A 24,884-nucleotide genomic window follows, 5' to 3' on the forward strand; every position below is an offset into this window, starting at 1 on the left:
GACGAGAACTAATACAGCGGCGGGATCTGACCGACCTTGACCGGGCCGAGCAGCACGGCACCGTCGTCGAATTTCAGCGGGAAGCTGCGCGCCTTCTTGCCCTCGAGCGTGCTCTCGGTGCCGATCGAGTTGACGCCGGCCGCCAGGCCGGCATTGGCGTTCTGCTTGATGACCTTGCCGAGGCCGGGAACGGCGCGATCAAGCGCACCAAAGAGATTATTGAGGTCCTGCGACTTCACGCCGGGCGCGACGCGATCCAGCGTCGCCTGCGGTACGCCCTCTTCCAGCATCTTCTCGATCCCGAGTGCCGGGATCACGCGCTCGAGCCCGGTCACCGTCATCTGCAGCTCGCCGTCGAGTCGGCCATTGGGCGACAGGCCGAGCGTGCCGGCCGCGACTGCGATCATCTCGCCCTGCTGGATCCGCGACTGCAGGATCTCGATATGGCCGCCGGCGGCCTGGATCTCGCGGAAGCGCTGCGGCCAGGGCTTTGGCGTGAGGTCGGACAGGCCGGTGATCTTCGCCCGCGTGTCGGCCTCGAACGGCTCGGCGAGCAAGGGATGAACGCCCTGGATGCTGGCTTGCGCGACGTGGAGCACGGTCTCGATCACGGGATGATCGGCCGGCGAGCCGTCCGCAAGGCGCCCATGCAGCTCGATCTGCTTGGCGCGCGCGAGCGGCACCTGCATGCTGCCGTCGAGCCGGTTGATGTTGGGGTCGTCGAACACGAGAGAGGCGCGCTGCGGCACGGCCGGCAGGCCGACCACGCTGCTGCGCCCCTTGCTCCAGTTCACCACGAAGGTGTTTTGCGTGACGCCGTCGGTCAGCGTCGCCGGCGCCGAAAACTCGGCGATCACGAGCTTGGGATCGTAGACCTGGGCGACGACCAGGATGTTGTCGAGCCTGGCGGTGAACGGCGTCTTGCTGGCATTCTGCGAGACCAGGGCGACGCTGGCGCCGGAGCACTGGACCTCGAAGCGGAACGGGAAGCCCGCGATCGAGCGCTTGGCGCAATCATAGATGCGGCCGGACCTGGCCTCCTGCGCGCGCCAGGCGTCTGCGGCGACCTCGGCCTGCGACGCGGCATAGAACCAGAAGCAGGTCCACGCGACGGCGAGGATCAGCAGGAGAACGGGTGCGATGAAAAGGCCCCAACGGGAGCGGCGGCCTGTGGCAACGGTCATATCGGACATGCGGCGACCCTTTGGCCCCAGATTCAGGCAAATGTAAGCGGGACCGGCCCCCGACGAAAGGCCGAGAATCCGCTTCGCTTGGCGGCCCGGTTCTGCTAAAGCGCGACACGATTTGGAAACATCGTCGTCGCGCTTTAGCTCCTTGTTTGAGCATGGTCTTTGCGGAAAACCGCTTCACACTTTTCCGGATCATGCTCTAGCCGTGCCCGAAATGTCGGAAATCACCCTCCCCTCCGTCACCACAGCCAAGGGCGACCTCTGGGTGTTCGGCTACGGCTCGCTGATGTGGCGGCCGGGCTTCGAATTCGAGGAGCGCGTCCCGGCGCGGCTGGTCGGCGAGCATCGCGCGCTCTGCGTCTATTCCTTCGTGCATCGCGGCACGCCGGAGAAGCCGGGCCTGGTGCTCGGGCTCGACCGCGGCGGCGCCTGCCGCGGCATCGCCTTCCGCGTCGCCGAGAAGAACCGTGCCGACGTCGTCGCCTATTTGCGCGAACGCGAGCAGGTCACGTCGGTCTATCGCGAGGTGATGCGCTCGGTGTGGCTGGAGAATGATGCGCGCCAGCGCGTCTCGGCGCTCGCCTATGTCGTCGACCGCGGCCATGTGCAATATGCCGGCCGCTTGTCGCTCGCCGACCAGCATCGCCATGTCGTCCAGGGCCACGGCCAGTCCGGCGCCAACCGTGACTACGTGACGGCGACGGTGAAGGCCATCGAGGCCGAAGGCTTTCGCGACACGCAATTGCATCAGCTCGCGACGATGCTGCATGGTGAAGCGCATGCGCTGCACGCGCCGGCTCAGGCGGAAGATCGAGAGAACCGCTAACTCTCAGATGGCGCGTAGCTCGGGGCGATGCCGATCAACTGCTCCTGCTCTTTCCGCCCCGCTTCGACGAGGCGGGCGGTCGCCTCTTCGATCACCGTCTGCACGCGGGTGAGAAACTCGTCCTTCGGCAGGCCCGGCGGCAACGGATCGAGGAACTCGACCACCAGCGTGCCCGGATAGCGCATGAAGGTGCGGCGCGGCCAGAACAGGCCCGAGTTGAGCGCGATCGGCAGGCATTGCACGCCGCAGGACGAATAGATCTGGGCAAAGCCGGTCTTGTAGTCGGGCGGAGCGCCCGGAGCGCGGCGCGTGCCTTCCGGAAAGATCACGAGCTGCTTTCCACTGCGCACCGCCTCGCGCGCGCGCCGGGTCATGTCCAGCAGCGCCCTCACGCCGGCATTGCGGTCAATCGCGATCATCCCGGTCTTGACCAGGAACTGGCCGAACACCGGAATCTGCATGAGCTGGCGCTTGAGGATGAAGATCGGGCGGTTGAAGAAACCCGGCAGCACGAACGTTTCCCAGAACGACTGGTGCTTCGCTGCGATCACCAGCGGTCCCTGCGGGATCTTCTCGATACCCCGGAATTCCACCTTGATGTTGCAGACCACGCGCATCAAGAAAAGCGTCGCCTTCGCCCACCATTCGGCAACCGTGAGCATGGCACGCGGCGGCAAGGCGAAGGTCGGCAGCGCCACGAGCGCGAGGCAGACCAATACGGCATAGAACAGCACGTTGAACAAGAGCGAGCGCAGGAAAATCAGAAACATCGACGATCCGATTAATTGCCGGTCAGTTGGCCTGGGCAGTGGCGGGCCGCCTGGGCTGCTGACCTGCAGGCTGCTCCGATATCTCGGGTGAAAGGTCAATCCCGAAATCCTCCAGCCGCACCCTGAGTTCGGCCGCGATGTACTTGACATATTCGGACAAGAGCAACCGCAGGGTGGACGCCGAGGTCCACCACGGCTCCTCGCGCCATTTGTCGCCGACCACCGCGAACGGGATCAGCGTGGTCTGCGGCATCGCATGCGAGAATTCCACCAGCGCGCGCGGCATGTGGTAATTCGAGGTGACCACGATCAGCGACTTGAATCGTCGCCCCTCGGCCCAGCGCCGCGCCTCCGCGGCGTTGCCGCGGGTCGTGAGCGCGGTGCGGTCGAGGTCGACGCAGCAGGTCATGAAGGCCTGGTTCTCCGGCAGGGTCCGCGAGATGTCACTCGCCGTCGAGGTCGGATGCACACCGGAGATCAGCAACCGCTTGCCATAGCCCGCGGCCAGCAGCTCCATCGCATCCGACACCCGCGAGGAACCGCCAGTCAGGACCACGATGCCGTCGGCCTTGCGGTCCGGCGCGATCTCGGCGCCGCGCATCTGCGACAGGAACGCGACGAAGCCGGCCGCCGCGGCGACGAAAGCGAGCGCAATCGTCGACACGATTGTCGCGCGCAGCCAGCCGCGCGGCAGTTTCGGCGATCGATCGTCGGTCGGCGAGGTCATGCGATGCCGGTGATCCCTTCCTTGGAATGATTTTAGGACGTTTTGAGGCGAAGTGGAGTCCGGTTTGTTGAACGCTGCGTACGCAAGGGACGACGACTACTCTCTCCACATCGACGGTGTGCTCCCTCGCCCCGCTCCGGTCCGCCGAAGCCTTGGCGAAGGCGGATGCGGGGCCGCGACGAGTTTCGCTCGCGCTGAGAGGGCTGGGGTGAGGGGGACTCTCCGCGGGGACGAAGACAGTTGGACTCGCGGAGAGTCCCCCTCACCCGGAATCCGCGCTTGCAGCGCGCATTCCGGCCTGCAAGCGGGGAGAGGCGAAGAAACCTCAATCGATATCATTCAGCGTCGCGAACAGCGTCTGGCGCGAGGCGACGGCCGTAATGGCGCCGATCAGGACCGCCTGCACCGCAAGTACGACATAGCCGGACGGCCGCAGCGAGAAGGTGCCCAGCAAGGCCGCGAACTGGTCGCCGACCGGCGTTCCCGAGAACCAGCCGGCGACCGACTCGGAGAAGCCGAACACCAGCATGGCGGCGCCGCCGCCGATTACGCCGCCTTCGAGGCCGAGCCTGAGGAAATGCCGCAGGAAGCGGTTGGCGATGTAGCGGTCGCCGGCGCCGACGAAATGCAGCACCTCGACGATCGGACGGTTCGCCGCCATCGCGCCGCGGGTCGCGAACGACACCGAGATGATGGTCGCGATGATGACGAGCGCGAGGATGCCGAGGCCCGCGAGCACGGTGGCATTGGTCATCGAGCGCATGCGCTCGATCCAGGCGCGGTGATCGTCGACGCTGGCGCTCGGCGCCACTTGCGTCACGCGGGCGCGCAGGACGCCGAGATCGAGCGGCGTGCCCGGCCGCACCCGCCCGATGATCATGCGCGGCACCGGCAGATCGTCCATCGAGAGGCCGGTGCCGAGCCACGGCTCGAGCAGCTTGCCGCTCTCGTCCTTGCTGAACGGTTTGACCTCGACGATGCCGGGCTGCGCGCGCATCGCCTCGGTCACGGCCACGGTGTCGCGGTCGAGATCGCGCCCCGCTTGCGGACGGACCTGGATGGTGATCTCGCTTGCGACTTCCGACTGCCATTCCGCGGCGGAGGCGCTGACCAGCAGCACCGTGCCGGTGGTCATCGAGGCCAGGAAGGTCATGATGGCGACGACGGCGACCAGCGCGCGGCCATGGATCGAGGCGCGCGGCACGATCGGCGACATGTTGCGCGCCTTGGCCGGAAGCTGCGGACGCTCCTGTCCGAGATCGACCAGCACGCCACGCTCGTCGGTCCTACTCATAGACGTGCAACCGTCCCTGATGCAGCACCAGCCGCCGCGCCTCGTACTGGTCCATCAGGCCGATGTCGTGGGTCGCGATGATGACGGCGGTGCCGGATTTGTTGAGCTCGATGAAAAGCCGCAGCAGGCGGCGGCCGAGCGTCGGATCGACGCTGCCGGTCGGCTCGTCCGCGAGCAAAAGCTGCGGCCGCGAGATCACCGCCCGCGCGATCGCGGCGCGCTGCTTCTCGCCGCCCGACAGGATCGGCGGCAGCGCGTCCATGCGGTCGCCGAGGCCGACCCAACGCAGGAGGTCGATGACCTCCTTGCGATAGCTCGACTCGGTGCGGCCCATGACGCGGAACGGCAGCGCGACATTCTCGTAGGTCGTCATATGGTCGAGCAGTCGGAAATCCTGGAGCACGATGCCGATGCGCTTGCGCAAGTCCGCGATCTCGTCCTTGCCGAGTTGCGAGATATCGTGGCCGAAAAGATTGACGAGGCCGCGCGTCGGCCGATGCGACAGGAACAGCAGGCGCAGCAGTGAGGTCTTGCCGGCTCCGGACGGGCCGGTGAGGAACTGGAAGGAATGCGCGGGGATCTGGAAGCTGAGGTCGCGCAGAATCTCCGGCCCCAGGCCGTAACGCAATCCGACATTTTCGAACCGAACCAAGCTCAGCTCCGTTCGAGAGGGGGCGATAGACGCGGCGCGGCGCGCTGTCCTACGCGATCAACGGTTTTTGCGACCGTTATGGTTTCCGGTTCGTTAACGGTCGCCTTGTAGCATCCAGGGCAACCGGCTCTCCGGGTCATCACGACCAGTCCATGCATCAAGGCTCGTCCATGCATATCGTCTGCCCCCATTGTACGACATCCTACGCCATCAAGCCCGCGAGCCTGGGGGCGAATGGACGGACGGTCCGCTGCTCCCGCTGCAAGGAGACCTGGGTCGCCTATGCCGAGGATGCCATCGAGGAGGCGTCCATCCCGGCCATGGCCGCGGCCCGAGAGGCCGACGACCAGTCCGACCTCGCCGCGCAGTGGAACTCCTATGCCGAGTACGATACCGCCGCCGACACCCCCGTGATTGACAGCCCCTCGATCGCCAGCGACTGGCCGGCCGACGACGCCCGGGAACTCGAGGACGAGTGGTCGGCGGCGGCACGGTCCGCCGAGGAAGAAGCCGTCGGCGCACAGCACCGATCCTGGTTCCGCAGCCTGTTCAGCCGCCCCGGGGCGCGGGTGAAGCGCCCGACTCCCACTGTTGCTCCGCGAAAATCCTATTTCGGCCTGCCGACCGCCTGCGCCGCCATGGCCGCGCTGGTGCTGGCCCTGATCATGTGGCGCGGCGATGTGGTGCGGCTGCTGCCGCAGACCGCCGCGTTCTACAAGATGGTCGGGCTCGAGGTGAATCTGCGCGGGCTGGCGTTCAAGGACGTCAAGCTGTCCAGCGAGACCGTCGACGGTAAGCAGGTGCTGGTGATCGAGGGCGTGATCGTCGGCCAGGGCAAGAAGCCGCTCGACATCCCGCGGCTGCGATTTGCCGTGCGCGACGCGCAGGGCGCGGAGATCTACGCCTGGAATGCCGTGCTGGAACAGACCGTGCTGCAACCCGGCGAGCGCGCCTCCTTCCGCTCGCGCCTCGCTTCGCCCCCGCCGGAGGGCCGCAACATCGACGTTCGCTTCTTGAACCGGCGCGACATCTCCGGCGGCAGCGTGTAATCGTCGCGCGGTTGCTCCCAAGGTTGGTCTCATGCCCAAAATCCTGATCGCCGATGACGAGGATTCGATGCGCACGCTGGTGGCACGCGCCATCGCCATGGACGGCCACGAGACCGTGACCGCGCAGGATGGCGCCGAGGCGCTGGAGATCCTGACCCGCGAGGATGGCGCGTTCGATCTGCTGCTCACCGACATCCAGATGCCCGTCATGGACGGCATCGCTCTGGCGCTGTCCGCCGCGCGCGACTTCCCCGACCTGACCATCCTGCTGATGACCGGCTTTGCCGACCAGCGCGAGCGCGCGTCGAACCTCAATGCGCTGGTGCATGACGTCGTGACAAAGCCGTTCTCGGTCGCGGATATCCGCACGGCCGTGGCCGATGCGCTCGCCGCGAAGAAGCGGTAGCCGGCAGCGGTATCGCCACATCATCATTGCGAGATCATTGCGAGCGCAGCGAAAGCGATCCCGACTGCTGCCGCGGAAAGATTCTGGATTGCTTCGCTACGCTCGCAGCGACCGAGGGTTGTGGCGCGGTCGTCGCCCGGATGAGCGCAGCGACATGCGGGACCATTGGCCCCGGATGTCGCTTCGCTCATCCCGGCTAGAAGAAGGCTATCGCCTCAAAAATCCTTCAGCAGCCGCTCGATGTAATCGAGCTCGATCTGCGGGCGCGAGGGATCGCCCAAGCGGCGGCGGAGCTCTTCGAGAATGCGGCGGACGCGCTGGGCGTCGATCTCGCCGGGGATCTTGACTGTGTAGTCGTCGCTGAACTCACGGCCGTGAAGCGGCCGGCCGAGCGGGTCGGTCTGATTGGCGCCGCTCTGCTGGCGGCCGGCCCGGTTGCCGGGACCATCGCCCTGCCCGTCGCCGTCGCCCTGCTGCATCGCCTCGGCCATCTTCTGCGCACCCTTGCGCAGGGCGTCGAGCGCCTTGCCCTGCGAGTCCACGGCACCATCCGCGTTGCCCTCGCCGAGCTTCGAGCCGGCATCGCCCATCGCGCCGTCGGCGGCGTCGAGGCTGCCGTCATCATCGCCCTGGTCGCCGTCCTGATCGCCATCCTGGCCGGACTGTCCCGGATCGCCCTGCTGGCCCTTCTGCCCCGGCTGACCCTTCTGGCTCTTTTGTCCCTTCTGGGTGAGGCCGCGCTTGGCGAGCTCGTCCTGCAGCTTCTTCAGGCGATCGCGCAGCGCCTGCTGGTCCTGCTGCAGGTCCGACATCGACTGGTCGCCCTGCTTGCCGCGGGAGCGGTCGCGCCGGGAATCCTGGCCCTGCTTGAACGTCTTGTCGCGCAATTGCTGCTGCTTGCGGATCATGTCGCTGAGCTCGTTCAGCGCCTGCTCCATGTCGCTGTCGCCGGATTGCCCGGGCTGCGCCATCTGGAGATTTTCCATGATCTGCGCGAGCTGCTCGAGCATGCGCTGGGCCGCCTCGCGATTGCCCTCGCGCGCCGCCTTCTCGATCTGCTTCAGCAGCTCGTCGAGATCGCGCTGCGTGATGACGTTGCGATCGCGGCTGGAGGACTGGCTCCGCTCCGTCGCGCGCTTGTATTCCTCGAGCTTCTGGATGGCGTCGGATTGATTGCCCAGGCTCTTGCCGGATTCCTTCTGCCTCAGGCTGTCGCCGGAATCCTGCATCGCCTTTTCAGCGCTGTCGAGCAGCGCATCGGGATCCTGGTCCAGCTGGGCAGCGGCCGGCGAGACGCCACCCAGCAGCAGGGCGAAGCAGGCGATCGAGATCGCCTTGAAGACTGGCAGGCGCGCTAGCTTCCGCATTTCCGGTCCCGCGTAAACTGGTTGGCCCCGTCGTTGCCCCCCTTCGCCCGGTTGCTCGCCGACTTCCGATAGGCCTGAAGCTGCTGGCGCAGCGCGTCCTGCTGCTGCGCCAGCTCCGCGAGCTGCTCCGCCGTCGCCTTCTGGGTCTTCTGTCGCAGCTCGATCGCCTTGTCGAGGATGAGCTGAACCTCCGCCGGGAACGGCTGCCGGGGGCCGAGCGGATTCTGCTCGGCGCGCCGGGCAAGATCGCGCACCTTGCCGGCCATCGCCTCGCGGAGCTTCTGCGTCAGCACCTTGATCTCGTCCTCGCTGGCGCCGCGTTCGAGCGCATGCTTGAGCGCGTCCTGCGCCGAGCGCAGCGCGGCGTTGACGCTGCCGGCGACACCGTCGTCCTCGATGGTGACCGCGAACGCCCACATGCTCGCCACCACCTCGCGGAGCGCATCGTCGGTGCGGGCCGCCTCGAGCTGGGCAGCGAGGCTGCGCAGGCCGAGATAGCAGCCGGCATCCGGCGTGAACAATTCCGGCGCGATCATCAGCGCGTCGAGCGCGGCGTAGACGTCGGAATTCTTGTTGGCGTCGAGCGCGAGGATGCGGCGCTGCTCGATCAGCGCGCGCGCGAGCGAGTTGGTGAACAGGCGCTCGGGCAGGCGCAAGTTGAACGGCTCGCTTTTTGCCTCGTTGCCGGCCTCGTCCTTGGCGCTGAGCGTCAGCGTGACATCGGCGCCGGCATAGGGATCTTCGCTGAGGTCCTTCACCGTCTGGCCGACGCCGTTGCGGGTGCGCGCGTTCGGCAGCACCAGCGGGAATTGCGGCGGCTGGAACAGCGGCCGCGCCGCGGCCTTGCTGTCGTCCTTGCCGTCGGCGGAGCGCAGGCCGATTTGCGCCTCGGCGCCGGTGACGCCGTAATCGTCCTCGATCTTGTAGGAGAGCTGGAGCCCGCCGCGCGCCTGCCGCTCCGGATCCTTGACAAGCGAGATCGTCGGCGGACGGTCCGGCGTCGCCGCAAACGCCCATTGCGGCTGGCCGGACGGCGCACGGACATGCGCGGTGCCGTCGGCGGTGATGGCGAAATGCTTCTCGTTGGTGCCCTTGGGCGTGGCCTCGGTGGGAGCGACCTCCTTGAGACCGCCGGAGACAACGACATCGAGGTTGCCGCCGGAAGAGCGCACGATCAGGGTCGAGCCGGCGGGAACGGCGAGCGGACCGCTCGCCGGTAGCGCTGCAGCTTCCTTGTTGGCGGCCGACAGGATCACCGGCGGCCTGCCCGTGTAGAGCGGCGGCGTAACCCAGGCATCGACGCGTATGTTCGTGGGTGCCAGCACGCCGTTCCAGTCGAAGGCGGCTCCGACGCGCATCGCGCGCTCGTCGCCGGCCGCGAAGAAGGTCGCAACCAGCATCACCATGACCAGCGCGCGCAGCGCCCAGGGATCGTGGAGCGCGAGCCGCGGGCGCGGCAGACCGGCACGGATGCGCTTCAGCGAGGCCAGCGTGCGCTCGCGCTGCGCCTGCCACAGCGCCTTCGCGATCGGATCCTGCGAGGTCAGCGTATCCGCGAGCGTGGTGGCCGGGCGGTGACGAATGCCGGAGCCGCGGTCGAGCCGGCTCAGCGCCTCCTCGCGGCTCGGCCAGCGGAACTTGAGCAGGGGGAACAGCACGGCGGTCGCAACGCCGGCAAAAATGGCGAGACCGATCGCACGCGCCAGGAACGGCAGCGCAAGCCAAAGACCCGCCCAGGACACCACCAGGAACAAGCCGATGACGGTCAGCAGCCGCGCGAGATTTGGCCAGGCACGCTCCCACGCGATGGCATAAACGGCCCTGTCGAGGGCCTGCGCCAGCTTCAGCCGCGACAGAGCGTCGCCATCGCGGATCGGGTCTGACGGGTCGGGGGTGACGCCGTTCAATCAGCTCTCCAGGTTGCCCGGTAGAGAGAAGCGTATCACAACGGCAGCACTGAGGCATCCGTTCCTGTACGGGAGCGACCCCTTTTCCCGCATAACACGAGGACGTGACTGGTCCGCCTCAACCCCGTAATTTCCGCGGCGCCACCTCAGGGAAGCGAAGGAAACGCCATGGACAAGAAGATGCACGACAAGGGCCTCGAGGTCCGCAAAGCGGTACTGGGAGAAGCCTATGTCAACAACGCCCTGAAGAACGTCGACGATTTCAACCGTCCGTTCCAGGAGATGCTCAACGAATATTGCTGGGGCACGGTGTGGGGCCGCGAGGAGCTGCCGCGCAAGACCCGCAGCATGCTCAACATCGCGATGATCGCGATCCTCAACCGCCAGCACGAGTTTCGCGCGCATCTGAAGGGCGCGCTGACCAACGGCGTCACCCGTGACGAGATCCGCGAGATCCTGATGCAGGTCGCCATCTACGGCGGCATGCCGGCCGCCGTAGACAGTTTTCGCATCGCGCGCGAGGTGTTCGCGGAGATTGACGGGAAGGCGTGAGGCCCGTCTCTCTCCGGCGTGGTCCCGGCCTTCGCCGGGACGGCAGCGAGTATGGGGCATGCGGCTTCGTACTCAACAAAAAATAACAAGCACAAGGAAACACCATGGACATCGGATTCATCGGGCTCGGAAACATGGGTTTCCCGATGGCGCGGCGGCTGATCGAGGCGGGACACAGGCTCGTCGTGTTCGACACGCGCAAGGAGATTGTCGAAAAGCTGGTGGCACGTGGCGCCACTGCCGCGTCGTCGCCGAAGGACGTCGCCGATCAGGTCGAGACCGTGATGGCGAGCCTGCCCTCGCTACGGGCTTCGCTCGACGTTGCAACGGGCGCGAACGGCGTGATCGAGGGCAAGCGCGCAAAGCGCTTCATCGATCTCTCCACCATCGGCTCGGCAATGGCGGCGAAGATTCACGGGCTCCTGGCCAAGCGCGGCATCGTGCAGATCGACTGTCCCGTCTCCGGCGGCGTCGGCGGCGCCGAGAAGGGCACGCTGGCGGTGATGGTGTCGGGGCCGAAGGCGGAGTTCGAGCTGCTCAAGCCCGCACTCGACGTGATCGGAAAGGTGTTCTTCATCGGCGAGAAGCCGGGCGCGGCGCAGACCATGAAGCTCGCCAATAATTTCCTGTCGGCTACCGCGATCGTGGCGACGTCGGAAGCCGTCGTGATGGGCGTGAAAGCCGGGCTCGATCCCGCCGTGATGATCGACGTCATCAATGCGGGCTCCGGCATGAACACCGCAAGCCGCGACAAGTTTCCGCGCTCGGTGCTGCCGCGCACCTTCGATTTCGGCTTCGCCACGGGGCTGATGGTCAAGGACGTACGGCTGGCGCTGGAGGAGATGAAGCAGCTCGGCCTGTCGATGGAGGTCGCCGAGGCCGTCGGGCGGCTGTGGGAAACCGTGATCAGCGCGGAAGGCGCGGAGTCGGATTTCACCGCGGCCATCAAGCCGATCGAGAAGAAGGCGGGAGTCGTGGTGGGTGGAGCAAAGGGCGGATTGGCAGGGAAGTAGAGTCAGCCTTCCGTCGTCCCGGCGAAGGCCGGACGACGGCGTGGTTGTTGAGCCAGCGCGGCCTCACAGCCACGGCGCCGGCTTGTCCATCGCGATCAGCTGCTCGACGTCGATGCGGGGGCGCACCACGGCGTACTGGTCGCCCTTCACCAGGACCTCGGGCACCAGCGGGCGCGTGTTGTAGGTGCCGGCCTGCACGGCGCCATAGGCGCCGGCGGTCATGATGGCGAGGAGATCGCCCGCCTTCGGCATCGGCAGCGTGCGGTCGAGCGCGAGATAGTCGCCGGTCTCGCAGACCGGGCCGACCACGTCGGCCGTGATCGTGGCCGCATCCTTCCCCGGCTGCGTCACCGGCAGGATGTCGTGATGAGCCTCGTACAGCGTCGGGCGGATCAGATCGTTCATCGCGGCGTCGATGATGACGAAGTTCTTGCCGTCGCCGTGCTTCACATAGATCACCTTGGCGACCAGGATGCCGGCATTGCCGACGATCATGCGGCCCGGCTCGAACATCAGCGTGCAGCCGAGATTGTGGCTGACGCGCTTGACCATGGCGGCATAGGCGGCGGGCGCCGGCGGCGCCTCGCGGTCCATGTAATAGGGAATGCCGAGACCGCCGCCGAAATCGACGTGGCTGATGTCGTGGCCGTCGCTACGCAGCGTCTGCACGAATTCGGAGAGGATGCGGAACGCGGTCTCCATGCCGGAGAGATCGGTGATCTGGCTGCCGATATGCACGTCGGTACCGGTCACCTGGATTCCGGGCAGCTTCGCCGCGCGCGCATAGACCTCGCGGGCGTGCACGATCGGGATGCCGAACTTGTTCTCGGACCTGCCGGTGGAGATCTTGACATGCGTGCCTGCATCGACGTCGGGATTGACGCGCAACGAGATCCGCGCAGTCTTGCCCATCTCGATCGCAAGGCGCGACAGCAGCTCGAGCTCCGGCTGGGATTCGACGTTGAGACAGAGGATGTCGGCGGCCAGCGCGGCGCGCAGCTCGTCTTCCGTCTTGCCGACGCCGGAGAACACGATCTTGCCGGCGGGAATACCGGCGGCAAGCGCGCGCTTCAACTCACCGCCCGAGACCACGTCGGCGCCGGCCCCCAGTTTGGCCAGCGTGCGCAGTACCGACTGGTTGGAGTTCGCCTTTAGGGCGTAGCAGACCAGCACCTTCTCGCCGGCGAAAGCCTCGGTGAAGACGCGGTAATGCCGCTCCAGCGTCGCGGTCGAATAGCAATAGAACGGCGTACCGACCGTTGCGGCCAGCTCGGACAGGTTCACCGCCTCGGCGTGCAGCACGCCGTTGCGATAGTCGAAATGGTTCATGGCGTTGGCTCGGTTGCCCCAGCCTACCGGCTGGGCTTGTCGTCCAGGAGCGGGTCGAGAATAAACGATTTCTTGGTGCCCCTGGGCGCCGCCGGCGCAGCGTCCGCACCATAGGTGGGATTGAACACGCTCGGCGTCCTCTGGGTCTCAATCTCGGTGTCGGTCGGCGCGGCGACATTGGCCGTGGACGCGCTGGACGCGGTCGGCGGCAGGTCGAGCGGACCCTTGCGGCCGCAGCCGGCAAGCGCGAGCGCCGTCAGGCTCAAGACAATGATGGCCCACCCCGAGCCGGCCGGGCGAAACTTTGACGTCACGACGAAATCCCCACTACGCGGGCCGCACCATACAGAGATTGGCGTGCTCTGGCGAGAGCCGGATGACCATGAAACATCAGCGAAATTTTACCCTCAGCCCAATTTTCGCTCTTTTTCCAGCCGCTTCGCCCAGGCCTTGGCCTGCGACGCTACGTTCTTCGGCGCGGTGCCGCCGAAGCTGGTGCGGCTCTTCACCGACGATTCGACCGAGAGCACACCGAGCACGTCCCTGGTGATCTTCGGCTCGATCGCCTGCATCTGCTTCAGCGGCAGCTCGTGCAGCGCCACGCCGTCCTCCGCCGCCTTGGCCACGATGCGGCCGGTGACGTGGTGGGCGTCGCGGAACGGCATCTTCAGGGTCCGCACCAGCCAGTCGGCCAGATCGGTCGCGGTGGCATAGCCCTCGCCGGCGGCGGCCTTCATCTTAGCCTCGTCAGGGACCAGATCGCGGACCATTCCGATCATGGCGCGGATCGCCAGCGACAGCGCGGCAAAACCCTCCATGGCGCCCTGCTTGTCCTCCTGCATGTCCTTTTGATAGGCGAGCGGCAGGCCCTTCATCACGATCAGCAGCCCGTTCAGCGCGCCGATGACGCGGCCGGTCTTGGCGCGCACGAGCTCGGCGGCGTCCGGATTGCGCTTCTGCGGCATGATAGAAGAGCCGGTCGTGAACTTGTCACTGAGGCGGATCAGACCGACCAGGGGCGAGGTCCAGATCACGATCTCCTCGGCAAAGCGCGACATGTGCACGGCGCAGATCGAGGCGGCCGAGAGCGTCTCCAGCACGAAGTCGCGATCGGAGACGGCGTCGAGCGAATTCGCCATCGGGCGGTCGAAGCCGAGCGCCTTCGCGGTGGCGTGGCGGTCGATCGGGAACGAGGTGCCGGCGAGCGCGGCGGCGCCGAGCGGCGATTCATTGAGCCGCTTGCGCGCGTCCTGGAAGCGGCCGCGGTCGCGCCCGGCCATCTCGACATAGGCGAGCAGATGGTGGCCGAACGTCACGGGCTGCGCGGTCTGCAGATGGGTGAAGCCGGGCATCACGGTGCCGGCATGTTCCAGCGCGCGTTCCACCAGAGCCTGCTGGAACGCGGCGAGCGCGGCATCGGTCTCGTCGAGCACGTCGCGGACATAGAGACGGAAGTCGGTCGCGACCTGGTCGTTGCGCGAGCGCGCCGTATGCAGGCGGCCGGCCGCGGGGCCGATCAGCTCCGACAGGCGGCTCTCGACATTCATATGGATGTCCTCGAGCGCGCGCTTGAATTCGAAGCCGCCCTTGCCGATCTCTGACAAAATCGTGTCTAGACCCCTGCCGATATTTTTCGCATCAGAGGCCGTGATGATGCCCTGGCTGGCGAGCATCGCGGCGTGGGCCTTGGACGCGGTAATGTCCTGGGCAAAGAGGTGACGATCCACGTCGATGGAGACGTTGATCTCTTCCATGATCTCATCGGGACGTTCCGAGAACCGGCCGCCCCACATCTTGTTGCTCATGATCCCCTGCTCACGCCTTGCCTGTCGCTAGCCACGTTTGCTGGCCGCGGCCAGCCGTATTAAGAGGCCCCTGATAGCCATATCTGCGACCGGATGACAAACGATATGCTCGACAAGAAGCCCTCCGCCACGCGCCGGATCCCCCTCGTGATCGCCACTGTGGCGATCGGCGGGCTGGCCGGCTTCGCCGCGCTGTATGGGCTGGGCCTGAGCCGGGCTCCTGGCGGTGATCCGACCTGCAAGCCGGCGGTCGCAACCGCGCAAAAAATCGCGCCGCTGGCGCATGGCGAGGTGGCGGCGCTGACCATCGCAACCGCGCCGCTGAAGCTGCCCGACCTCACCTTCGAGGATGCCGACGGCAAGCCGAAGAAACTGTCCGATTTTCGCGGCAAGACGCTGCTGGTGAACCTCTGGGCCACCTGGTGCGTGCCCTGCCGAAAGGAGATGCCGGCGCTGGACGAGCTCCAGGGCAAGCTTTCGGGGCCGAATTTCGAGGTCGTGGCGATCAACATCGACACTCGCGACCCGGAGAAGCCGAAGACCTTCCTGAAAGAGGCCAACCTGACCCGGCTGGGCTACTTTAACGACCAGAAAGCCAAGGTTTTCCAGGATCTTAAGGCGATAGGGCGGGCGCTGGGGATGCCGACCTCGATGCTGGTCGACCCGCAGGGCTGCGAGATCGCGACGATCGCGGGGCCGGCGGAATGGGCGAGCGAGGATGCGCTGAAGCTGATCCGCGCCGCGACCGGCAAGGCCGCCGCATCGCTTTAAGCCGTCACGTTGAGGTTGCCGCCGACGCCGGGGCCGACATTGGCGAGGGAAGGCTGACCGGCGCCGAGCAGGGTCAGGACAGTGGACTTCTCCATGTCCATGTTCTGCTTGGTCAGCGTCGCCGCAATATTCGACTGCAGCGCGCCTTGCTGAGCGGCCAGCATCGTGCTGACCATCGCCATCATGTCCATTACGCGAACCCTCGTAGCGGGCGTAACCTAGGCGCGAGGGGTTAACGGGACATGAATTGTCACGAGCCGGATGCAGCTCGTAGGGGGATTAGCCGAATGCGTAACCCACCCCTGTTCGTATCCGGAGAGGCAGAAGAGGTCGGGCGGTTTGCGCTTCGCGCAACCCGCGGGGCTAACCCACCCGTCAGCGTGTCGGAATCGGCTTGGCGCCGCGGTAGTCGTAGAAGCCGCGCTGGGTCTTGCGGCCGAGCCAGCCGGCCTCGACATATTTCACCAGCAGCGGGCACGGGCGGTACTTGGAATCGGCGAGGCCCTCGTGCAGCACCTGCATGATCGACAGGCAGGTATCGAGGCCGATGAAATCGGCGAGCTCGAGCGGGCCCATCGGATGGTGGGCACCGAGCTTCATCGCAGCGTCGATCGCCTCGACATTGCCGACGCCTTCATACAGCGTGTAAATCGCCTCGTTGATCATCGGCAGCAGGATGCGGTTGACGATGAAGGCCGGGAAGTCCTCGGAGACCGCGACCTGCTTGCCGAGCTTGGCGACGAATTCCTTGGCCGCCTCGAAGGTCGCATCATCCGTGGCGATGCCGCGGATCAGCTCGACCAGCTCCATCAGCGGCACCGGATTCATGAAATGAATGCCGATGAAGCGCTCGGGCCGGTCGGTGGCGGCAGCAAGGCGGGTGATCGAGATCGAGGACGTGTCGGAGGCGACGATCGCCTCGGGCTTCAAGATGGCGCAGAGCTCGTGGAAGATCTTGCGCTTGACCTCTTCCTTCTCGACCGCGGTCTCGATCACGAGATCGCAATCGGCGAGTTCGTCGAGCTTCTCGGCGGCCACGATGCGCGACAGCGCCTTGGTCTTGGCCTCCTCGGTAACGACCTTCTTGGAGACCTGGCGGGCCAGATTGCCGTTGATGGTGGCCATGCCCGACTTGAGACGGTCGGCCGAAACGTCGTTGAGCACCACGTCGAAGCCGGCGAGCGCGGCAACATGCGCGATGCCATTGCCCATCTGACCCGCGCCGATCACGCCGACCTTCTTGATCACTGCCGCCATAATGTCATCCACCGGAACGGCGCGCACATCGCGCCCTGCGTCTGATTTGACCAGAAACCTGATTTAATCAGAACCTTGGCTCGAAACCTAGATTGGATCGCTTCGAAGGCGTGCCCCACGCCAAAGAAAACGGCTCAAAAATGAAACACCGGCCGGAGTTTATACCTCCGGCCGGTGTTTTGAACGCGTTTTACTTGCCGAGCTTGCCGAGTTCGGCCGTCAGCTCCGGAACCGCCTGGTAGAGGTCGGCGACCAGCCCGTAATCGGCGACCTGGAAGATCGGCGCGTCCTCGTCCTTGTTGATCGCGACGATCACCTTGGAGTCCTTCATGCCCGCCAGATGCTGGATCGCGCCGGAAATGCCCACGGCGACATAAAGCTCGGGGGCCACGACCTTGCCGGTCTGGCCGACCTGCCAGTCATTCGGGGCATAGCCGGCGTCCACCGCCGCACGCGAGGCACCGACACCGGCGCCGAGCTTGTCCGCGAGCGGCTCGATGTACTTTGCGAAGTTTTCCCGGCTCTGCATGGCGCGGCCACCGGAGACGATGATCTTCGCCGAGGTCAGCTCGGGACGGTCGCTCTTGGCGACCTCCTCGCCCACGAAGGACGACAGGCCGGGATCGGCCGCCGCCGCCACGGTCTCGACCGGCGCGCTGCCGCCTTCGCCCGCCGCGGCGAAGGTGGAGGTGCGGACCGTGATGACCTTCTTGGCATCCTTCGACTTCACCGTCTGGATGGCGTTGCCGGCATAGATCGGACGCTCGAAGGTGTCGGGGGCGACCACCTTGATGATCTCCGAGACCTGCATGACGTCGAGCAGGGCGGCGACACGCGGCATCACGTTCTTGAAGCGCGAGGTCGCGGGCGCGACGATCGCGTCGTAGGACGGGGCCAGCGAGACGATCAGCGCGGCCAGCGGCTCGGCGAGATCGTGCGCATAGAGCTCGCCGTCGGCGAGCAGCACCTTCTTCACGCCGGCGAGCTTGGCGGCGGCATCCGCCGCGGCCTTGGCGTTCTGGCCGGCCACCAGCACCTCGACGTCCGCGCCGAGCGCGGCAGCCGCGGTGAGGGTCTTGTTGGTCGCATCCTTCAGCGACGCATTGTCGTGTTCGGCAATCAGAAGCGTCGTCATCAGAGCACCCCGGCTTCGTTCTTGAGTTTCGACACCAGCTCGGCGACGTCCTTGACCTTGACGCCCGCCTTGCGGCCCGCCGGTTCGGTGGTCTTGAGAACCTCGAGGCGCGCGGCGACATCGACGCCGTAATCGGCGACGGTCTTCTCCGCGATCGGCTTCTTCTTCGCCTTCATGATGTTCGGCAGCGAGGCGTAACGCGGCTCGTTGAGACGAAGGTCGGTGGTGACGATCGCCGGTCCCTTCAGCTTGACGGTCTGCAAGCCGCCGTCGACTTCGCGCGTGACCTTGAAGTCAGAACCTTCGACCTCGAGCTTGGAAGCGAAGGTCGCCTGCGACCAGCCAAGCAGCGCGGCCAGCATCTGGCCGGTCTGGTTAGAGTCGTCGTCGATCGCCTGCTTGCCGAGGATGATGAGGCCAGGCTGCTCTTCTTCCGCAACCTTCTTCAGGATCTTGGCGACGGCGAGCGGCTCGACGGTGGCTTCGGCCTTCACCAGGATGCCGCGATCGGCGCCCATGGCAAGACCGGTGCGGATCGTCTCCGACGCTTGCGCCGGTCCAATGGAGACCACCACGACTTCGGTCGCCTTGCCGGCTTCCTTCAGGCGCAGCGCTTCCTCGACGGCGATTTCATCGAACGGGTTCATCGACATCTTGACGTTGGCGAGTTCAACGCCCGATCCATCGCCCTTGACGCGGACCTTGACGTTGTAATCGACCACCCGCTTTACCGGAACTAAGACCTTCATCGATCCTCTTTCACTCAATTTGGGAGGGGGTTATCAACTGGCGCGGAACCTAAAGGCCTGATCCGGCCCGGTCAACGCGCGAACGCGCCAATTTTTAAACCTTAGAAATGCGCGGTCCAAATGGGTCAGCGGTTCTGGCCCGGAACCCAGAGCACGTCCCCGGCACCATTACGGTTAGCGGCACGGCTCGCCACGAACAGGAAGTCCGAGAGGCGGTTCATATACTGGATTCCAGCCGCGCTGACGGGCTCGCTTGGCCGGGCCGCCAGTTCCACGATGACGCGTTCCGCCCTGCGGCATATCGTGCGCGCAACATGCAGGTAGGCCGCGGCCGGCGTGCCGCCGGGGAGCACGAAGGAGGTCAGCGGCGCGAGCTTGTCGTTGAGCGCGTCGATGTCGCGCTCGAGCCGCTCCACCTGGCTCGCGACCACCCGCAACCGCTCGGCGTTGCCTTCACGTTCGGGCACCGCAAGATCGGCGCCGAGGTCGAACAGATCGTTCTGGATCCGGCCGAGCATCGCGTCGAACTCAGGCATGTCATGGGTATGGAGCCGCACCACGCCGATCGCGGCATTGGTCTCGTCGACGGTGCCATAGGCCTCGATGCGCAGATCGTATTTCGGCCGGCGCTCGCCCGAGCCGAGCGCCGTCGTGCCGTCGTCACCGGTCTTGGTATAGATGCGGTTCAATACCACCATGTTCAGCGTCCCATCGCCCAGACCGCGGCCATGGCGATGACGATCGCCACGAACTGAAGCAGCACCCGCCAGCGCATCAGCTTCTGCGAAGTGTTTGGCGAGCCGCCGCGCATCATGTTGACGAGACCGAGCAGCAGCACCAACGCCACGGCGCCGACCGCGATCGGCAGGATGAAAGTACTCAGGACAGATGCCATCTGAGGGTAGATAACACCGTGCGCGGCGGTCCGCCATGGCGTTCCCGATCTGGCTTTTAAGTCAATAATATCAGAAGCTAGCTGGATGAGTTCAGATTTGCTCGAGCGGCCTGTCTTCTTCGCCTCTCCCCGCTTGCGGGGAGAGGCCGGAATGCGCGCGCAGCGCGGACTCCGGGTGAGGGGGAGTCTCCCCGAATCGCTCTCCCACCGTCCTCGCGGAGGCTCCCCCTCACCCGCCGCGCGTGCCGCGCGTGGGCCTTTCCCCGCGCGCGGGGAGAGGCGAAGCCGGAGCAAGCCGTGAAAGCCATCCGCTACATCTACTGCGTGCTGGAGGATGCGTTTTACACGTTCCTGGCCGACGACGGCTGGGCGATCGCGAGCCATATCGCGCTGTCGACCCTGATGGCGCTGTTCCCGTTCCTGATCGTGCTGACCTCGCTCGCCGGCTTCTTCGGCTCCAAGGAACTCGCCGACCAGGCCGCCAGCCTGATGCTTCAGGTCTGGCCCAAGCAGGTCGCCGATTCGATCTCGGGCGAGGTGCACGACGTGCTGACCACCACCCGCACCGGCATTCTGACCATCGGCGCGGCGCTGTCGGTCTATTTCGCCTCGAACGGCGTCGAGGCGCTGCGCGTCGCGCTCAACCGTGCCTATGCCGTGGTGGAGATGCGGCGCTGGTACTGGCTGCGGTTGGAATCGATCGCCTACACGCTCATTGCGGCGTTCACGGCCCTCGCGATGGCGTTCCTGATCGTGCTTGGTCCGCTGATCATCGAGGCGGCGCGGCGCCACATTCCCCTGTTCGTCGAATCGAACGAAAGCATTCTCACCTGGCTGCGCTACGGCATCACCATCAGCGCGCTGGTGGTGGCGCTGTTCATCCTGCACGCCTGGCTGCCGGCGGGACGGCGCAGCTTCCTTCAGATCATGCCAGGCATCGTCTTCACCGTCGTGGCGTCGCTGATCTCCGGCGTCGTCTTCGGACAATATCTGGCGCGCTTCGCCAACAACTACGTGACGATGTATGCGGGGCTCGCCTCGGTGATCATCGCGCTGGTGTTCCTGTATTTCATCGCCGCGATCTTCGTTTATGGCGGCGAGCTCAATGCCGCGATCATCAAGTCGCAGCTTCCTCACGGCGTGTCGCTTCAAGCAGCGCAGTCGCTAGAGCCCGCGGAGACACAGGCTTGATCAGGAAGGCGTCGGCGCCGGCTTCACGCGAGGCCGCCTCGTCCTCGCCTCGCCCGGAGACCCCGATGATGGGGATCCGGGCCAGCGGCGCCGGCATGGTGCGGATCCGCCTGATCGCCTCGAGGCCGTCGATCCCAGGCAGCACCATGTCCATCAGCACGGCATCGAAGGCGCCCTGCTCCAGCCGGTTCACGGCATCCTCGCCGCGCCCGATGAACTCGGCATGATGGCCAAGCTCGGTGAGGATCGTGTTGAGCACGACGCGGCCGAAGGGGTTGTCCTCGACGCTGAGCACGCGGAGCGCAGCGACCGCATCCACCTCGGCCTGGCCTTGCGATTTGCCCGACCTGGCCGGACCCGCCGCATCCAGCGACACCGTCAATGTGAAGGTGGCGCCGCCGCCAGCGCGCGGTGCGACCGAGATGTCGCCGCCCATCGCGCGCGCCAATTGCTTCACCGAGGACAGACCGAGGCCGGCGCCGCCGAAACGCGAGGCGATGGTGACATTGGCCTGGGTGAACGGGCGGAACAGCCGCTTGATCTCGGCCATGGTGAGGCCGATGCCGCTGTCGGACACCGCGAAGGCGACGCCGACCCTGCCCTTGCCCTTTGCTGTGCCCTTGTTGGCGGGATGGCAAGGCGCCACCGCCAGCGCCACACCGCCCTGCTCGGTGAATTTCACGGCATTGTCGATCAGGTTCTCGAGCGCGGCGCGCAGGCGGACGGGATCGCCGACCACCAGCCCCGGCAGCTTGTCGGAAATATCGACCTGGGCCTGCAGTCCCTTGGCCGCGGCGCGCCCGGCGAGCGAATCGCCGGTGCTGCGCGCGAGCGCCCGCAGATCGAACAGATCCTGCCGCAGCGTGCTGCCGGCCATCCCCGCGCCCTTGCCCGTTTTGGCAGCGTCCACGAACAGCGTGGCAAGGCTCGCCAGATGCTCGGCGCCAGCCTTGATGGTGTCAGCCCAGCGCCGCTCCCGCTCTCCGAGATCGGAGGTCGCGAGCAGATCGCTGATCGCGAGAATGCCGGTCAGGGGGGTGCGGACCTCGTGGGCAAAGGCGGCGAGCGCCGCCTGGACCACATCTGGCGCGGCCGCCTTGGTGGCACGCTTGCGCGACCGCCCCGCCGCCCCGGACCGTTTCCGAGGCGGGCGCCGGGACGTCCGCGTAGTGCGCACTGCGCGCGTTTTCGCCGCCATAATTCCCCTTCGAAGTCGTCCCCTTCGAACCCGGACTATCGGGCAAGAATGGCATGACGGAACCCTCGGAGTCACGGCAGCGTTTCGCTAACTCCCAGAGAAACTTAATCTAATCCGACCAGCCGACGGACACTGGCAGGTGTGGCACCCGCGATGCGCAACTGCCGCAACCCCGTCGCGCGGCTGGATTTCGACAGCTTCCGCCCCTCGCCATCGCGAATCAGCGCGTGATGGCGGTAAACGGGTTCCGGCAGGCCAAGCAGAACCTGCAGCAGGCGGTGGACCGAGGTTGCGTGAAACAGGTCCTGCCCCCGCACGATCTCGCTGACGCCCTGGAGCGCGTCGTCGACGACCACCGACAGATGGTAGCTGGTCGGGGTTTCCTTGCGGGCCAGGATCACGTCGCCCCAGGCCTCAGGCCGCGCCGGGACGGTGCCGCGCGCGCCCCCCGGTCCCTCGCCGAGCTCGGTCCAGCTCAGGCCGGCGACGCGGCGGCAGGCGGACGCCATGTCCAGCCGGAGCGCATAAGGCGCGCCCGCGGCGATCAGCCGTATCCGCTCGTCGGCAGGGAGCGACTTCGCATTGCCTGGATACAGGGGCGCGCCGTCAGGATCGCGCGGCCACGGCCCGTCGGCCTCCCGCGCCGCCACCAGCTTTGCGATCTCGGCCCGACTTTCGAAGGCGGGGTAGACGAGGTCCAGCGCGGAGAGTCTTTCGAGCGCGGCGCGATAGTCGGACAGATGCTCCGACTGCCGCCGCACCGGCGTCTCCCAGGCAATGCCGAGCCAGGCGAGGTCCTCGTAGATCGCCGTCTCATATTCGGGCCGGCACCGTGTCGCGTCGATGTCCTCGATGCGCAGCAGCAGCCGCCCGCCGGTCTGAAGCGCCCGATCGAAGTTGAGCAGGGCGGAATAGGCGTGGCCGAGATGCAGGAGGCCGTTGGGGCTGGGGGCAAATCGGAAAACGGGTGGCATGAATTCTCGCAAGACTCGTCATTGCCAGGCTTGACCCGGCAATCCATCTTCCATGACTCTGTTACGATAGGAGATGGATGGCCGGGTCAAGCCCGGCCACGACGCCGGAGAGAGCTTACCGAGCCCCATGACCATCCATCTCGAAACCCAGTCCGACCTCGAAGAAGCCGTCCACGCATTGATCAAGCGCGATCCGCGCCTCAAGCCGGTGCTCGAGATCGCGGGCATGCCGGCGTTGCGGCGGCGCGAGCCGGGCTTTGCGGGGCTCGCGCACATCGTCTGCGGGCAGCAGCTTTCGACCGCGAGCGCATCGGCGATCTGGGCGCGACTGTCCGCCGCCTTCGATCCGTTCGACCATGATGCCGTGCGCCGCGCCCGCACCGACCGGCTGGGGCGGCTCGGCCTGTCCGCCGCCAAAATCAAGACGCTGAAGCATCTGGCGCGGGAGATCAATGCGCAGCGGCTGAACCTCGATGTGCTCGCGGAGGAAGATGCCGACGCCGCGCATCACACGCTGATCTCGCTGCCCGGCATCGGGCCGTGGACGGCGGACGTCTATCTGCTGTTCTGCCTCGGCCACGGCGATGCCTGGCCGGCCGGCGACCTGGCCGTGCAGGAGGGCATCAAGATCGGGCTCGGCCTCAAGGCGCGGCCGACGGAGAAGCAGATGGCGCCGCTCGCCGAGCCCTGGCGTCCGCTGCGCGGCGCTGCTGCGCATCTGTGGTGGAGCTATTATCGCGCGGTGAAGAAGCGCGAGGGCGTGCTCGCCGGAAACTAAAGCTTTTTTTCGCATGATCTTCCCGGGAAACCGCTTCGCAGTTTTCCGGATCATGCTCTAGCCCCGCAGCCGCTCGCGATCGGCGCGGGCGCATTCGGCCACGAAGTCGACCACGGCGCGCACCGCGGACAGCTCGACCAGGTCAGGATGGGCGAGCAACCAGAGGTCGGCAACGCTGGCGAGCTTCTGCGGCGCGACGCGCACGAGGTCCGGATAACTCTCCGCGACGAAACAGGACAGCGCGGAGATTCCGATCCCCGCGCGTACCGCCGCCAGCATGTCGCCCTGCGACGAGCAACGCATCACCAAGGTGCCCTGGCGCGTGATCGCATCGCTCCAGCGCGCCAGCTGCGCGTTGGAATCCTGATCGGCAAAGCCGATCACGCTGTGCCCCTTCCACTCGCCGCTGCGCTCCGGCAGGGAGCGGCCGGCGGCATAGTCGCGCGAGGCGTAGAAGCCGGTGCCGAGCCGGCCGATCTTGCGGCCGACCAAATTTTCCTCGCCGCTGTCGACCGGGCGCAGCACCACGTCGGCCTCCCGGCGTCGCACGCTGGCCGGGAACGGATGGGTGATGATCTCGAGCCGGATGTGATCATGCGCGGCGAGAAAGGATCGCAGCCGCGGCATCAGCCAGTGCGAGGCCAGGGTCGCGCCGACCGACAGCTTGACCGTGCCCCGCGCCTTGCGCCCGCCGGCGCCGACCGCAGCCTCGGCCCGGAGCGCGGCGGCCGCCATCGCTTCGGCATGCTCGCGCAGCGTGCGCCCGTCGGCGGTGAGCGCGAATCCGTCCGCGGCACGCGCCAGCAATTTTGTGCCGAGTTGTTCCTCCAGAGCGGCGATCTTGCGGCTGACGGTCGGATGGCTCGCATGCAGACGCTTCGCCGCGGCGGTGAAGCTGCCGGTGTCGGCGACCGCGACGAAGGTCTTGCAGAGGTCCCAATCCACGGGCGGCTCCGTTCAAACATGAATACCTGCTTGTTCAATATTGAACGATCCGCCCCCGCTGTCCAACCCTATAGTGCGGTCAAACCGCCAGGCAGGACACTCCG

General features: G+C 66.3%; 27 protein-coding genes. 8 read left to right on the plus strand and 19 right to left on the minus strand.

What is annotated here, in order from left to right:
* Positions 1-8 precede the first annotated feature (8 nt).
* Positions 9-1,193 (minus strand): DUF2125 domain-containing protein, encoded by a 1,185-nt coding sequence (locus ACRQ5Q_RS37685; protein WP_439394875.1) that lies wholly within the window; start codon positions 1,191-1,193, stop codon positions 9-11.
* A gap of 211 nt (positions 1,194-1,404) precedes the next feature.
* Here ACRQ5Q_RS37685 and ACRQ5Q_RS37690 point away from each other — a divergent pair, with 211 nt between their 5' ends.
* Complete coding sequence (locus tag ACRQ5Q_RS37690) at positions 1,405-2,016, plus strand: gamma-glutamylcyclotransferase (RefSeq protein ID WP_439370637.1); 612 nt, start codon at positions 1,405-1,407, stop codon at positions 2,014-2,016.
* On the opposite strand, the gene ACRQ5Q_RS37695 is transcribed toward ACRQ5Q_RS37690, so the two are convergent.
* From ACRQ5Q_RS37695 to ftsE, 4 genes are all read right to left on the minus strand, one after another.
* Positions 2,013-2,786, minus strand: a complete 774-nt coding sequence (locus ACRQ5Q_RS37695) for a lysophospholipid acyltransferase family protein (RefSeq protein WP_439370639.1) — start codon at positions 2,784-2,786, stop codon at positions 2,013-2,015. The genes ACRQ5Q_RS37690 and ACRQ5Q_RS37695 overlap by 4 nt on opposite strands.
* A 22-nt stretch (positions 2,787-2,808) precedes the next feature.
* Positions 2,809-3,513, minus strand: coding sequence for a YdcF family protein (locus ACRQ5Q_RS37700; protein ID WP_439370641.1), 705 nt, complete (start codon positions 3,511-3,513; stop codon positions 2,809-2,811).
* 325 nt (positions 3,514-3,838) lie between these two features.
* Positions 3,839-4,807, minus strand: a complete 969-nt coding sequence (locus tag ACRQ5Q_RS37705) for a cell division protein FtsX (RefSeq protein ID WP_439394876.1) — start codon at positions 4,805-4,807, stop codon at positions 3,839-3,841.
* The gene (gene ftsE / locus ACRQ5Q_RS37710; RefSeq protein ID WP_439370644.1) at positions 4,800-5,459 is read right to left on the minus strand and encodes a cell division ATP-binding protein FtsE; all 660 of its coding nucleotides are present in this window, start codon (positions 5,457-5,459) and stop codon (positions 4,800-4,802) included. The genes ACRQ5Q_RS37705 and ftsE overlap by 8 nt, the downstream gene beginning before the upstream one ends.
* A 170-nt stretch (positions 5,460-5,629) precedes the next feature.
* Here ftsE and ACRQ5Q_RS37715 point away from each other — a divergent pair, with 170 nt between their 5' ends.
* Positions 5,630-6,508, plus strand: coding sequence for an MJ0042-type zinc finger domain-containing protein (locus tag ACRQ5Q_RS37715; RefSeq protein WP_439370646.1), 879 nt, complete (start codon positions 5,630-5,632; stop codon positions 6,506-6,508).
* A 31-nt stretch (positions 6,509-6,539) separates the two neighbouring features.
* Positions 6,540-6,914 (plus strand): response regulator, encoded by a 375-nt coding sequence (locus tag ACRQ5Q_RS37720; protein ID WP_439370647.1) that lies wholly within the window; start codon positions 6,540-6,542, stop codon positions 6,912-6,914.
* Between the two features lie 215 nt (positions 6,915-7,129).
* Here the strand turns inward: ACRQ5Q_RS37720 and ACRQ5Q_RS37725 are convergent, their stop codons facing one another.
* Together ACRQ5Q_RS37725 and ACRQ5Q_RS37730 are read right to left on the minus strand one after the other, a co-directional pair.
* Positions 7,130-8,281, minus strand: coding sequence for a DUF4175 family protein (locus tag ACRQ5Q_RS37725; RefSeq protein WP_439370649.1), 1,152 nt, complete (start codon positions 8,279-8,281; stop codon positions 7,130-7,132).
* Positions 8,269-10,188 (minus strand): TIGR02302 family protein, encoded by a 1,920-nt coding sequence (locus ACRQ5Q_RS37730; RefSeq protein WP_439394878.1) that lies wholly within the window; start codon positions 10,186-10,188, stop codon positions 8,269-8,271. The genes ACRQ5Q_RS37725 and ACRQ5Q_RS37730 overlap by 13 nt, the downstream gene beginning before the upstream one ends.
* Before the next feature lie 168 nt (positions 10,189-10,356).
* Between ACRQ5Q_RS37730 and ACRQ5Q_RS37735 the strand changes: the two genes are divergently transcribed.
* Entirely contained in the window at positions 10,357-10,740 is a 384-nt protein-coding gene (locus ACRQ5Q_RS37735; RefSeq protein ID WP_008567285.1) for a carboxymuconolactone decarboxylase family protein, read from the plus strand.
* A gap of 104 nt (positions 10,741-10,844) precedes the next feature.
* Positions 10,845-11,753 carry an NAD(P)-dependent oxidoreductase gene (locus ACRQ5Q_RS37740; RefSeq protein WP_439370651.1) on the plus strand — a complete coding sequence of 303 codons (909 nt, stop codon included), beginning with the start codon at positions 10,845-10,847 and terminating at the stop codon, positions 11,751-11,753.
* 63 nt (positions 11,754-11,816) lie between these two features.
* Here the strand turns inward: ACRQ5Q_RS37740 and lysA are convergent, their stop codons facing one another.
* The 3 genes from lysA to argH all read right to left on the minus strand — a co-directional run bounded on the left by lysA (position 11,817) and on the right by argH (position 14,887).
* Positions 11,817-13,082, minus strand: a complete 1,266-nt coding sequence (gene lysA, locus ACRQ5Q_RS37745) for a diaminopimelate decarboxylase (protein WP_439394879.1) — start codon at positions 13,080-13,082, stop codon at positions 11,817-11,819.
* 23 nt (positions 13,083-13,105) lie between these two features.
* Positions 13,106-13,396, minus strand: a complete 291-nt coding sequence (lptM, locus tag ACRQ5Q_RS37750; protein ID WP_439370655.1) for an LPS translocon maturation chaperone LptM — start codon at positions 13,394-13,396, stop codon at positions 13,106-13,108.
* Between the two features lie 93 nt (positions 13,397-13,489).
* Positions 13,490-14,887 carry an argininosuccinate lyase gene (gene argH / locus ACRQ5Q_RS37755; RefSeq protein ID WP_439394881.1) on the minus strand — a complete coding sequence of 466 codons (1,398 nt, stop codon included), beginning with the start codon at positions 14,885-14,887 and terminating at the stop codon, positions 13,490-13,492.
* A gap of 105 nt (positions 14,888-14,992) precedes the next feature.
* Here argH and tlpA point away from each other — a divergent pair, with 105 nt between their 5' ends.
* On the plus strand, positions 14,993-15,658 hold the full coding sequence (gene tlpA / locus ACRQ5Q_RS37760) for a thiol:disulfide interchange protein TlpA (protein ID WP_439399939.1): 666 nt from the start codon (positions 14,993-14,995) through the stop codon (positions 15,656-15,658).
* Here the strand turns inward: tlpA and ACRQ5Q_RS37765 are convergent.
* The 6 genes from ACRQ5Q_RS37765 to ACRQ5Q_RS37790 form a co-directional block, all read right to left on the minus strand.
* Positions 15,655-15,849 (minus strand): putative motility protein, encoded by a 195-nt coding sequence (locus tag ACRQ5Q_RS37765; RefSeq protein WP_027562813.1) that lies wholly within the window; start codon positions 15,847-15,849, stop codon positions 15,655-15,657. The genes tlpA and ACRQ5Q_RS37765 overlap by 4 nt on opposite strands.
* Before the next feature lie 184 nt (positions 15,850-16,033).
* Positions 16,034-16,915: a 3-hydroxybutyryl-CoA dehydrogenase gene (locus ACRQ5Q_RS37770; protein WP_439370660.1), complete on the minus strand. Its 882-nt coding sequence runs from the start codon at positions 16,913-16,915 to the stop codon at positions 16,034-16,036.
* Positions 16,916-17,105: 190 nt separating this feature from the next.
* The gene (locus tag ACRQ5Q_RS37775) at positions 17,106-18,050 is read right to left on the minus strand and encodes an electron transfer flavoprotein subunit alpha/FixB family protein (RefSeq protein ID WP_439370661.1); all 945 of its coding nucleotides are present in this window, start codon (positions 18,048-18,050) and stop codon (positions 17,106-17,108) included.
* Positions 18,050-18,799, minus strand: coding sequence for an electron transfer flavoprotein subunit beta/FixA family protein (locus ACRQ5Q_RS37780; protein ID WP_439370662.1), 750 nt, complete (start codon positions 18,797-18,799; stop codon positions 18,050-18,052). Before ACRQ5Q_RS37780 ends, ACRQ5Q_RS37775 begins: the two co-directional genes overlap by 1 nt.
* Positions 18,800-18,924: 125 nt before the next feature.
* On the minus strand, positions 18,925-19,497 hold the full coding sequence (locus tag ACRQ5Q_RS37785) for a cob(I)yrinic acid a,c-diamide adenosyltransferase (RefSeq protein WP_439370664.1): 573 nt from the start codon (positions 19,495-19,497) through the stop codon (positions 18,925-18,927).
* Positions 19,498-19,499: 2 nt separating this feature from the next.
* On the minus strand, positions 19,500-19,694 hold the full coding sequence (locus ACRQ5Q_RS37790) for a twin transmembrane helix small protein (RefSeq protein ID WP_439370666.1): 195 nt from the start codon (positions 19,692-19,694) through the stop codon (positions 19,500-19,502).
* Positions 19,695-19,991: 297 nt separating this feature from the next.
* Between ACRQ5Q_RS37790 and ACRQ5Q_RS37795 the strand changes: the two genes are divergently transcribed.
* The gene (locus ACRQ5Q_RS37795) at positions 19,992-20,885 is read left to right on the plus strand and encodes a YihY/virulence factor BrkB family protein (RefSeq protein ID WP_439370668.1); all 894 of its coding nucleotides are present in this window, start codon (positions 19,992-19,994) and stop codon (positions 20,883-20,885) included.
* Here ACRQ5Q_RS37795 and ACRQ5Q_RS37800 read toward each other — a convergent pair.
* Both ACRQ5Q_RS37800 and gluQRS read right to left on the minus strand, forming a co-directional pair.
* Positions 20,812-22,083, minus strand: a complete 1,272-nt coding sequence (locus tag ACRQ5Q_RS37800; RefSeq protein WP_439394883.1) for an ATP-binding protein — start codon at positions 22,081-22,083, stop codon at positions 20,812-20,814. The genes ACRQ5Q_RS37795 and ACRQ5Q_RS37800 overlap by 74 nt on opposite strands.
* A gap of 104 nt (positions 22,084-22,187) precedes the next feature.
* Positions 22,188-23,057 carry a tRNA glutamyl-Q(34) synthetase GluQRS gene (gene gluQRS, locus ACRQ5Q_RS37805; RefSeq protein ID WP_439370671.1) on the minus strand — a complete coding sequence of 290 codons (870 nt, stop codon included), beginning with the start codon at positions 23,055-23,057 and terminating at the stop codon, positions 22,188-22,190.
* 127 nt (positions 23,058-23,184) lie between these two features.
* On the opposite strand from gluQRS, the gene ACRQ5Q_RS37810 reads away from it, so the two are divergent.
* Positions 23,185-23,835, plus strand: coding sequence for a DNA-3-methyladenine glycosylase family protein (locus ACRQ5Q_RS37810; protein ID WP_439370672.1), 651 nt, complete (start codon positions 23,185-23,187; stop codon positions 23,833-23,835).
* 57 nt (positions 23,836-23,892) lie between these two features.
* Here the strand turns inward: ACRQ5Q_RS37810 and ACRQ5Q_RS37815 are convergent, their stop codons facing one another.
* Complete coding sequence (locus ACRQ5Q_RS37815) at positions 23,893-24,780, minus strand: LysR family transcriptional regulator (protein ID WP_439370674.1); 888 nt, start codon at positions 24,778-24,780, stop codon at positions 23,893-23,895.
* Between the last annotated feature and the right edge of the window lie 104 nt (positions 24,781-24,884).

Origin of the sequence: Bradyrhizobium sp. PMVTL-01 (assembly GCF_051861855.1) — a bacterium.
Classification (GTDB): domain Bacteria; phylum Pseudomonadota; class Alphaproteobacteria; order Rhizobiales; family Xanthobacteraceae; genus Bradyrhizobium.